General features: G+C 43.0%; 11 protein-coding genes. 3 read left to right on the top strand and 8 right to left on the bottom strand.

All coding sequences use genetic code 11. The annotated features are described in order from the left end of the window. The first annotated feature begins 162 nt into the window (after positions 1–162). Both PENNN9_RS09390 and PENNN9_RS09385 read left to right on the top strand, forming a co-directional pair. Positions 163–777, top strand: coding sequence for a glutathione S-transferase N-terminal domain-containing protein (locus PENNN9_RS09390; RefSeq protein WP_058369437.1), 615 nt, complete (start codon positions 163–165; stop codon positions 775–777). A gap of 137 nt (positions 778–914) precedes the next feature. Continuing rightward, positions 915–1,352 carry a ClpXP protease specificity-enhancing factor gene (locus PENNN9_RS09385; protein WP_058369436.1) on the top strand — a complete coding sequence of 146 codons (438 nt, stop codon included), beginning with the start codon at positions 915–917 and terminating at the stop codon, positions 1,350–1,352. A gap of 80 nt (positions 1,353–1,432) precedes the next feature. Here PENNN9_RS09385 and dcd read toward each other — a convergent pair whose 3' ends face one another. The 8 genes from dcd to PENNN9_RS13445 form a co-directional block, all read right to left on the bottom strand. After that, positions 1,433–2,008, bottom strand: coding sequence for a dCTP deaminase (dcd, locus tag PENNN9_RS09380; protein ID WP_058369435.1), 576 nt, complete (start codon positions 2,006–2,008; stop codon positions 1,433–1,435). Positions 2,009–2,125: 117 nt separating this feature from the next. Then, a complete protein-coding gene (apbC, locus tag PENNN9_RS09375) occupies positions 2,126–3,343 on the bottom strand; it encodes an iron-sulfur cluster carrier protein ApbC (RefSeq protein WP_058369434.1) in 1,218 nt (405 codons plus the stop codon). A gap of 244 nt (positions 3,344–3,587) precedes the next feature. Continuing rightward, positions 3,588–4,925 (bottom strand): magnesium transporter, encoded by a 1,338-nt coding sequence (gene mgtE / locus PENNN9_RS09370; protein ID WP_058369433.1) that lies wholly within the window; start codon positions 4,923–4,925, stop codon positions 3,588–3,590. A gap of 141 nt (positions 4,926–5,066) precedes the next feature. Continuing rightward, the gene (locus tag PENNN9_RS09365; RefSeq protein ID WP_058369432.1) at positions 5,067–5,867 is read right to left on the bottom strand and encodes a 3-hydroxybutyrate dehydrogenase; all 801 of its coding nucleotides are present in this window, start codon (positions 5,865–5,867) and stop codon (positions 5,067–5,069) included. Positions 5,868–5,932: 65 nt separating this feature from the next. Further along, the gene (locus tag PENNN9_RS09360) at positions 5,933–6,562 is read right to left on the bottom strand and encodes a CoA transferase subunit B (RefSeq protein WP_058369431.1); all 630 of its coding nucleotides are present in this window, start codon (positions 6,560–6,562) and stop codon (positions 5,933–5,935) included. Between the two features lie 72 nt (positions 6,563–6,634). After that, positions 6,635–7,348, bottom strand: a complete 714-nt coding sequence (locus PENNN9_RS09355; RefSeq protein WP_058369430.1) for a CoA transferase subunit A — start codon at positions 7,346–7,348, stop codon at positions 6,635–6,637. A gap of 127 nt (positions 7,349–7,475) precedes the next feature. After that, entirely contained in the window at positions 7,476–8,450 is a 975-nt protein-coding gene (locus PENNN9_RS09350; protein WP_264752941.1) for a TIGR00366 family protein, read from the bottom strand. Further along, entirely contained in the window at positions 8,419–8,817 is a 399-nt protein-coding gene (locus PENNN9_RS13445) for a TIGR00366 family protein (RefSeq protein WP_264752940.1), read from the bottom strand. Before PENNN9_RS13445 ends, PENNN9_RS09350 begins: the two co-directional genes overlap by 32 nt. Positions 8,818–9,211: 394 nt before the next feature. Here PENNN9_RS13445 and PENNN9_RS09345 point away from each other — a divergent pair, with 394 nt between their 5' ends. Further along, positions 9,212–10,693 carry a GntP family permease gene (locus tag PENNN9_RS09345; protein WP_058369429.1) on the top strand — a complete coding sequence of 494 codons (1,482 nt, stop codon included), beginning with the start codon at positions 9,212–9,214 and terminating at the stop codon, positions 10,691–10,693. The last annotated feature ends 28 nt before the right edge of the window (positions 10,694–10,721 follow it).

Here is a 10,721-nt window from a genome sequence, read left to right as displayed (position 1 = left end):
TTTTTTATATTCTCTTAAAGCTTAATAAGACCTATTTAGAAATAAAAGAGACTTGCTGTTATTACAAAAACTCTGCCAATGTATAATGTTTACGCATGCTACCTTGATAAACAAGGTAACTTTGTTTACGATGACAACCTCAACTATTAATATTAGGCTTTCATGATTGATGCGAACGACATTCCAAGTAGTCAGCTGATTTTATATGCTGATGATGGCTACGACAGTCATGTGGTACGCCTATTGCTTGAAGAAAAAAAGCTTGATTATTATTTGTCCCGTCTACATTCAGAGCGTCCTGAAGATCTCACTGAATTAAACCCTTATCATACGTTGCCTGTATTACAGCAGCGTGAAATCTCGTTATACGAGATTAATGTCATTTTTGAGTATTTAGAAGAACGTTACCATGCAAACAAGCTCTTACCTGATACACCACAAGAGCGTGCACAGTTTCGTCAATTAGCATGGCGTATTCAGCATGATTGGTTAGTACTTGGTAAACGATTACTTAGGCATCCAGACAGTTTTAATAAAACACAAGCAGCTTTAGCAAAAAAACAACTGGCTGATTCATTGATTACGCTATCGCCATTGTTTGCTCATAAATCATACTTTATGTCAGATGAATTTGGCTGGTGTGATGTGCTATTGGCGCCTTTATTATGGCGACTGGACGAGATGGGTATCGAGCTACCACGTGCGATTAGTCGTCCTTTACTAGACTATCAAACGCGGCTTTTTGAGCGTAATAGCTTTCAAAAAAGTGTTCGCTAATTAGACAGCTTTATATAGCTGTCCTAGAATAGCAACTGACCCAGTATAAGCTAAGTAAGCTTATCCTTATCCGTTAGCTAAAAGCCATATAAAATTACTTTATTAATCAAAAACCAAAAAATATAGGAAACCATCAGATGAGCGAAACCACGTCTATTACCCCAACTCGTCCCTATATGGTGCGTGCGCTATATCAATGGATAGAGGACAACGCCCTGACACCATATTTAATGGTTGATGCCACTGCCAAAAACGTGCAAATACCAACCGAACACGTACAGGATGGCCGTATCGTGCTTAATATCGCTAGCCGCGCTACTGGTAATATGAGTATGGAGAATGATTATATTCACTTTAGTGCACGTTTTGGCGGAGTATCGCAAGAGATTTGGGTGCCACTACCTGCCGTCATGGGTATCTATGCCAAAGAAAACTCACAAGGTATGTTTTTTGACCCAAGCGAATACGACAACTATGATCCTGAAGAGGATTCTTTAGCAGCCCCCAAAAAGAGCACGACTACCGAATCTAAGACGAAACGCGATAACAAAGCAGGTTTAAAAGTCTTAAAGTAGTAAGTAACAACATAAAAAAAGCTGGACGTATTAAATACGCCCAGCTTTTTTATTGCCTATTCAAAGATTTGCGAGCCCAATTATGTCCTTGGTAACGTAACACCGCGTTGACCCTGATACTTGCCGCCACGATCTTTATAGCTGGTCTCGCAGACGTCATCCGCATCACTTTGGAAGAACAGCATTTGTGCCACACCTTCACCCGCATAAATACGTGCAGGTAAATTGGTGGTATTACTAAATTCTAAAGTCACGTGCCCTTCCCACTCAGGCTCAAGCGGCGTCACATTGACGATAATACCGCATCGCGCATAAGTCGATTTACCAAGACAGATAGTCAATACATCACGTGGAATACGGAAATACTCCATCGTACGTGCCAATGCAAAAGAGTTTGGCGGAATAATACACTCATCACCAACGATATCGATAAAGCTTTTTTCATCAAAGTTCTTAGGGTCAACGACTACTGAATGGACGTTAGTAAAAACCTTAAATTCAGGTGCACAGCGCACGTCATAACCATAGCTTGAAGTACCGTAGCTAACCAGACGCTCGCCTGCATCATTAAAGCGTACTTGACCCGCCTCATATGGCTCAATCATGCCATGCTCTTCGGCCATTTTACGAATCCAGCGGTCGGACTTGATAGACATTGTTATTCCTCAAAATTTTTAATAGCGACGATTATACGGAATTGATAGGTCAATTTATAGAGTAATCATAAAATTGCTTAAGCTGACTTTTTTAATCTTACCTAACTTAGTTGTCGATTAAAAAATACGCTTATCATCGACAGGCTTAGCAAACTTATTAATATTGGCTTCGATATTCTCAGCAACGTTTAGATAATAAGATGCAAACTCATCATTAGCCAAAACGCTTGGTTCACCTTTATCTACTTGCGCACGAATACCGCTGGCAAGTGGCAGCTGACCCAATAAGGGCACGTGATATTGCTCAGCGATAAGCTCACCGCCACCAATACCAAAGATAGCTTCGGTATGATGACAGTTGCTACACGTATGCAATGCCATGTTTTCCACCACACCAAGTACTGGAATATTGGTTTTGTTAAACATCTCAACGCCTTTTTGCGCGTCGAGTAAGGCGATATGCTGCGGCGTCGTCACAATCACTGCACCAGTCACTGGAATACGCTGTGCAAGCGTCAGTTGAATATCACCCGTGCCTGGTGGCATATCAATGACCAAATAGTCAAGCTGCGGCCAGTTGGTTTGGTTGTATAGCTGCATGAGCGCACCAGTGGCTTTTGGTCCACGCCAAGCGACGGGCGTATTGTCACTATCAAGCAAACTGCCTATAGATAGCATCGCTAAACCATGCGCATCAACTGGAACGAACTGCTCGTTTTCCAATTGCGGCTTTACATCAGCAACGCCTAGCATCGTTGGCATACTAGGGCCATAGATATCGGCATCAAGTACGCCAACACGGTTGCCAAGCTTTTGTAAAGCCAAAGCAATATTAACAGTAGTGGTAGATTTACCGACGCCGCCCTTGCCTGACGCTACCACGATAATATGGCGAATACGTGGATGTGCTGCTAGTGAGGCTTGTGTCGGTGCAGCTTTCGTTATTGGTGGTTCGCTGTCTGTATTTGCCTGCTCGCTTGGCTTATCTTGCTTAGCCATTGCATCTGTTGTCTTTGGCATCTGTTTTGGTAAATTTGCTCCGGCACCTTTAGCTGATGCAGGCAGACGGACATTCATATGAATGGTTTTGATACCGTGCGGGTGCAGGCGTTGTCTAAGCTCTTGTTGAATCAGTTCAGGATCGCTATCTGCTGGTAGACGTAAGTCTAAGGTGAGCTGATCACCGTCGCGCTCAAGCCCTGTTATCATAGTAGCAATGCTGACAGTACCTACTTCATAACCCAGCAACACTCTGTCTACTGCACTATCACGTTCTGCCTGCTGCTCGGGGGTCTCAGGTTTTTCTGACGTTATTTTTTTTATAAAGTTAAACATAGCTGCTATTACCGCCTATAAAAGTGGGTGGACATGGTAAAAAACTCAGTTAATACTGCCGTAAATATGGCAAATCATATAGTCCATGAGCTTTTTAGCCAAACCTTTTATCGTGACAGTGTAGCTCAATTACAAGTATAAAAAAACCACAACGCTAATAGAACGAAGCCTTGAGCGGTTCATCTATCTTGCCATTTGCTTCCAATAATTGGTAACGATGTTTGTAGTATCTGTGCTTACCTTGCTAAATAGCTAAAAATTGCGCAGCAATAAATAGATAAATCAGTACGCCTGAAGCATCACATACTGAGGTAATCAAGGGCGCACTAGCGGTGGCAGGGTCAAAGCCTAATTTATTAAGCACAAAAGGAAGACTCATACCTATCACGCAGCCAATCATAACTACGGACATCATACTCAGCGCAAGCACCAAAGAGACTACAGCATCGCCGCGCACGTAACCAATAATGGAGATAGCAACTGCCATCGTGGCACCAAGCATAAGCGCAACCAAAGCTTCTCGGGCCAATAGTGAAAACCAGTCACGCATGACTACATCACCAGTCGCTAAAGCACGCACCATCAAGGTTGCAGACTGAGACCCTGCGTTACCACCGCTATCAACCAGTAATGGTAAGAAAAACACCAGTACCAGATTGGCCGCAATGACCTCTTCAAAATTCGAGATGCTCAATCCTGATAGTAAGTTTCCAAATACTAAGAACACCAACCAAAACACACGCTTACGATACAGTACCCGAATGCTAACGTCTTTTAGCTTGCCTACCATAGTCGAGACACCACCTGACTTATGAAAGTCATCAGTGGCTTCGTCACTTGCGACGTCCATCGCATCATCGTGGGTGACAATGCCTACCAAAGCGCCATTATTATCAATAATTGGCAAAGCAATCAAGTCATAACGTGCGATGGTTTTAGCGACCGTTTCTTGATCGTCATAGACATGGCAAGACACCACAGTACTCATCATTATGTCTGCAATAGCCTGATTAGGTGACGCCAAAATCAACACTCTTAATGACACAACGCCCAACAACTTGCGTTCACCGTCAATCACATAAGCATGATAGATGGTCTCGGCATCAGGCGCTTCCAAACGTAGCGTATCTAAAGCTTCGTTAACCGTCATTTGAGCCGTTAAAGTTGCATAATCTGACGTCATCAAAGCACCAGCAGTGCGCTCTTCATAGGCTGCTAGTTTGCGAATATCTTCACGTTGCGCCTGTGCTAACGCTGGAAGTAAAGCATCACGTTGATCTTGGTTTAAATGTTTGTATAAGTCAGTGCGTTCATCCGCAGGCATCTCCCCTACCAATATCGCCATGACATTCCGAGGAAACTCATGCGCCATAGCAACTTGAGCATCAGGCTCTAGGTAAGAAAAAATGGTAGAACGATTAGATAAGCGCTTTAACAATTGCCAAGCAAGTTTAGACTCCATAAGTGCAAGCACATCAGCGATATCGATAGGTCGCAAGTCCTGCACCTGGAGCACCGCGTGTCTAAACTGCTGTTGTTCAGCAGCTATACTCAATGATAATGCCAAGGCTTCATGGTTCATACCCTTACTCCGCGCAACCTATGTTGATAACAGCACTAATAAAAAAAGAGCCAATTTAATTGGCTCCAAATTATGCAAACAAGATGCTAGTCGATTGATCTGTCATTAGCAAGTGAACAAATACACCGCCAATCAAACCCGTTAGTTCATAAACCAACCATGACTGGCTACGATAGATTGTCCCGTAAACACATTACTTGGGAACGCTGCTAAAAATAGCGCTAATTGGGCAATATCATCAACAGTAGTAAATTCTTTGTCAACAGTACTGACTAGCATAATATCATTAATAACTTCCTCTTCACTGATGCCTTTTTCGGCCGCTTGTTCAGGGATCTGTTTTTCTACCAATGGCGTTTTTACAAATCCTGGACAAACCACGTGCGAGCGTACGTTATGAGCTGCGCCCTCTTTAGCTAGTACACGGCATAGTCCAAGTAGCCCATGCTTTGCAGTCACATAGGGCGCTTTGTAAAGTGAGGCTTCGTGCGAGTGTACTGAGCCCATATAAATGACTGTACCACCTTTATCGTCTTTATACATATGTTGTACAGCAGCTTTGGTAGTCAAAAACGCCCCGTCCAAATGAATGGCCAGCATTTTTTTCCAATCGTCAAATGCCATTTTACTAATCGGATCAATGATCTGAATACCGGCATTAGAGACAAGAATATCAATACCACCAAAGGTGTCGACTAGCTGTTGTATCCCATCATTTACGGCATCTTCTGAGGTGACATCCATAGCAATCGCAAGAGCACGTCCGCCAGCCGCTTCAATGGCATCAACCGTTTGCTGCGCCGCTTCAAGATTAATGTCTGCAATACCAACCGCTGCCCCTGCTTTGGCATAAGTCTCAGCGATATCGCGTCCAATACCACTTGCAGAGCCTGTGACTAATGCTACCTTTCCTGTCAGATCTTGCTGTAATTCGGTCGCCATATTCTATATTCCTTTATTGAATAGCTTTTTTGAATGCCTGTGCTAGATATATTTATGCACCATAATTACTGAGCAATACTCACTGGCGTCTTTTCTTGCAGCTCATCAAAGCTCACACCGTCTGCCAGTTCGACCAGCTTTAAGCCATTATCAGTGACATCTAACACCGCAAGCTCGGTAATAATACGATCTACTACTCCTTTACCCGTTAATGGCAGCTCGCAATTGGCAAGGATTTTTGGATCGCCATGTTTGTTCACTTGTTCCATCAGTACAATCACACGCTGCACGCCAGCAACCAAATCCATGGCACCGCCCATACCTTTGACCATTTTTTTGGGTATCATCCAGTTGGCAAGATCGCCCTGCTCTGAGACTTCCATCGCGCCCAATATTGCCAGATTGACATGACCGCCACGAATCATAGCAAATGACTCCGAACTACCAAAATAACTGGCACCCGGCTCTGCGGTTACTGTTTGTTTACCCGCATTAATCAAGTCAGCATCGACATTTTCAGCAGTTGGAAACTCACCAATACCTAATAGGCCGTTTTCTGATTGTAGCCAAACGTCCATACCTTCAGGGATATAGTTGGCCACTAGGGTTGGCAGACCAATCCCTAGGTTCACATAATAACCATCTTGTAATTCTTTTGCAGCACGCTGTGCCATCTGTTCTCTTGTCCATGCCATGTTACTTTCCTTATTTTTTCACAATACTCTATTATTAATTTTATCTTTTAAATATTTCAATAAAACTTCTCTCTAAGCGCCTTCAACTGCCTTAGTTGTCGTTTTTTCGATACGCTTTTCAGGGTTGCTGTTCAATACGATACGCTGCACAAAGATGCCAGGCAGATGCACTTCGTCAGGATCGAACGTGCCAGTCTCTACGATTTCTTCTACTTCGACGATAGTAATTTTGCCAGCCATTGCACAGTCTGGATTGAAGTTACGGGCGGTTTTGTTGAATATCAAGTTGCCTGACTTATCTGCTTTTTGCGCTTTAATTAGCGCCACATCAGCACGCAATGTATGCTCAAGTACATATGTGCGACCATCAAAATCACGCGTCTCTTTACCTTCTGCGACAAGTGTACCAACGCCAGTTGCAGTATAAAAGGCAGGAATACCCGCGCCACCCGAACGTAGCTTTTCAGCCAATGTACCTTGCGGGGTCAGCTCAACTTCTAATTCGCCCGCTAAGTATTGACGCTCAAACTCTTTGTTTTCACCGACATAGGATGAGATCATTTTTTTGATCTGACGAGTTTGCAATAGTAGTCCTAAGCCAAAGTCATCAACACCCGCATTATTGCTGATACAGGTTAAGTCTTTAACGCCGCTATCACGCAATGCTTCGATTAACGCCTCAGGGATGCCGCACAGACCGAAACCACCGATAGCAAGAGTTTGGCCGTCACTGACAACACCTTTTAACGCCTCTTCTGCACTACTATATACCTTTGATTGACTCATGGTTGACTCCTATAATTATCTGTTAGTTGATTTATATTCATTACGTATCCGTTCTAGTATTACTTTTAACTGACCCTATTAATTTTGTTAGTCTTTACATTTTTTACATGCTGATATGTCATTCCAGTTATACCACCAACCAAAATACACCCATAATAACTGCCCCTGATACGGAAAGCACTATGAGGCAATAACCCATGATAGCTCGAGCATCTAAGCCTGCAATACCCAATAATGGTAATGCCCAAAATGGCTGAATCATATTGGTCCATGCATCGCCCCAAGCTACCGCCATCGCTGTCACTGCTGGATTAACACCAAGCTCAACGCCAGCAGGTATCATGACAGGCCCTTGCACAGCAAACTGACCACCGCCCGATGGCACAAAGACGTTAACTAAGCCTGCGCTTAAAAATGCAAAAATAGGAAAGCTGTCTGCCGACGCCGAATTGACAAAGAATTCGGTCACTTGCGTACTAATAGAGATACCATCAGCATTTGCTCCCGTCATGATCCCCATAATGCCACCGTAAAACGGAAACAATAATACAATCCCGGTGATACCGCCTATACCTGAGTTTACTGCACGATAGTAACGCTCAAGCGTGCCATGCGATAACAAGCCGACAAACAAGAATAGCCCAATAACTATATTGAGCCCTAAATTAAAACCATTGCTACCAAACTCACTAATATAGTACATCAAAGCTAACGCCAGCAGAATCACGGCGACAATACGGCTGTCATCTAACATTTGTGCTGGAGTATCTCGGCGAGGCGACACGTAAGCTTCTTTTTTAATAAGCTTGGGGTCGATAACAGTAGGGGTTTTTGGATGCATAAAACGGTTTAACAGAGGTAATATTACAACTAACAAACCAACAATAAGCAAATTATAACCAGCAAATATTGTCTGTGATAAAGGCACCGCTTCGGTCATGACATTGCCCGATAGCGTGAGTAAAGTATCACCGCCTGAGCTTAGTGTTAGCGGTATCGATCCTGAAAAGCCGCCATGCCAGATAACAAACCCTGAATATGCTGCGGCTACCAATAAGGGATAATCTACATTAGCGACTTTTTTTGGCAAGTGACTTGGCAAAAATAGCACCAATAATGAGACCAAATCCCCAGTTTATCCATGAACCAACCAAACCCACTAAGGTCGATACTATGATAGCGGTCGAAGGAGAATGAATACGGCTGGCAATATTATCCAGTAAACGCTGAATGAAGGGTGCACTAGCGAACGCATAGCCTGTCACTAATATGAGGGCCATTTGCATGGCAAAGCTATGTAGCGACCATAATCCATTACCCCAATGCCCAGCCATAGCGATCATATCCTGACCAGTAACGGCAAGACCAACAACAAAGGCAATGAGCGTTAAAATAATTGAGAATACGAACGGAGATGGCAAATAACGGTTAACCAGTTGTACACTGGCGTTTGTTATGGCATTAAACATATCCACATTCCTTGTCGATTCAATGTTTGTTGTTTGAGTCTTTTGTCAATGAAATCTTGCTTAGCAAAAGCACTTCACAAATATGATAGCTTATCTGCATTGCCAAATATACAGAATTTCCAAATATGCAAATAGTTATGTTAATACGTTTTATATCGATATATCATATGCAATTTTTTATAATAACTTAACACATTATCCTTGCAGCGACTAGATAATAACGTTAAGAGTGTACCAGTCAGCATAGTAGCTCAGTATATGGTAAGCCAATATGTTATCAATGTAGATTTATGTTTAATATAAGATTATATATTGCTTATTTTGATTAATTTTATTGACCTACATTCATATGCCCTGCATAATCGCTGACTGAATTTTGCCAAGGAGGGCAGTCATGTTTAGCACATTTGCTATCATTATTACTTTATTTTTATTAATGTTTTTCGCTTATCGCGGTTATTCGGTGCTCATCCTAGCGCCGATTATGGCGACGTTAGCGGTCTTTTTATCAGGTGATTTTTTAAGTAGTATTCCCGCCTATACCGATGTGTTTATGGGAGCATTAAGTGGTTTTTTGCTTAAATTCTTCCCTATCTTCTTATTGGGTGCGCTGTTTGGACGATTGATGGCAGACTCTGGCGCGGCGACAGCGATTGCCAATACCGTGGTCGAAAAGCTCGGTGCCAGTAAAGCCATTTTAGCCGTTATTTTGGTTTGTGCTATCTTAACCTATGGTGGTGTCTCGTTATTTGTCGTAGCGTTTGCTATCTATCCAATCGCCAAAGACTTATTCAAAGCCGCTGATATTCCTAAGCGCTTGATTCCAGCAGCGATTGCGTTAGGCTCATTTACCTTTACAATGACGGCATTGCCAGGCACGCCAGCGATTCAGAATGCTATTCCGATTCCTTATTATAATACCAACGTCTTTGCAGCGCCTATCTTAGGTATTATTGGCGGTACGATCATGTTCATTGGTGGGTGGTTATGGTTGCAGTCGCGAGCTCGCAAAGCCAATGCTGCAGGTGAAGGCTATGGTCAGCATGATGATGACGTGGGCGTCGGTGGTATCGATGCTATAAAAGAGCCTGCAGGTGACACGACAAACAATACTGCACAAAACAACATCGCTAAAAGCAATCTAGCAACATCAAGCGCCATGCACAACACGCATCAAACCTCGTTTGCCATCGCCATGATTCCGCTGGTATTGGTCATCGCTCTAAACGCATTACTTACTTATGCTGTTTTTCCGTCGTTAGACTTTAGCGGCTTACAAGCCCAGTTTCCAGGCTTAAATATCGATGGTTCACTTGGTCTTTGGTCAATTATTATCTCGTTAGTTGTAGCCTGTATAGTTTTGATCGTATTGCGTATTGGTCATTGGAATAACCTACAAAAAACCATCAACCGTGGTACTTACGATTCGATGTTGCCGATTTTTAATACGGCATCAGAAGTTGGCTACGGTGCGGTGATTGCATCATTGGCAGGTTTTCTTATCATTCGTGACAATATCTTAAATCTAAGCCCTAATAACCCGCTTATCTCAGAAGCCGTGGCGATGACCACGCTTGCTGGTATTACAGGCTCATCATCTGGTGGCTTAAGTATCGCACTGTCGACGCTCGGTGACGACTATTTAAGAATGGCGGTAGAAGCTGGAATTGATCCAGAGCTTATGCACCGTGTAGCAGTTATGGCAGCAGGCGGTCTTGATACTTTGCCCCATAGTGGCGCTGTCATCACGTTATTTGCTATTTGCGGCTTGACCCATAAACAGTCATATTTAAACCTTGCCATGGTCACCATGGTGATTCCGTTAATCGCTGTTACCTCTATCATTATCTTAGGTACGATGTTTGGTTCTTTCTAAACAAATCTATATTAATATGTGCATAAAA

Source organism: Psychrobacter sp. ENNN9_III (genome assembly GCF_001462175.1).
Lineage (GTDB): Bacteria > Pseudomonadota > Gammaproteobacteria > Pseudomonadales > Moraxellaceae > Psychrobacter.
The sequence above is the reverse complement of the archived record's forward strand: the minus strand, read 5'-3'. Positions and strand labels throughout refer to the sequence as shown.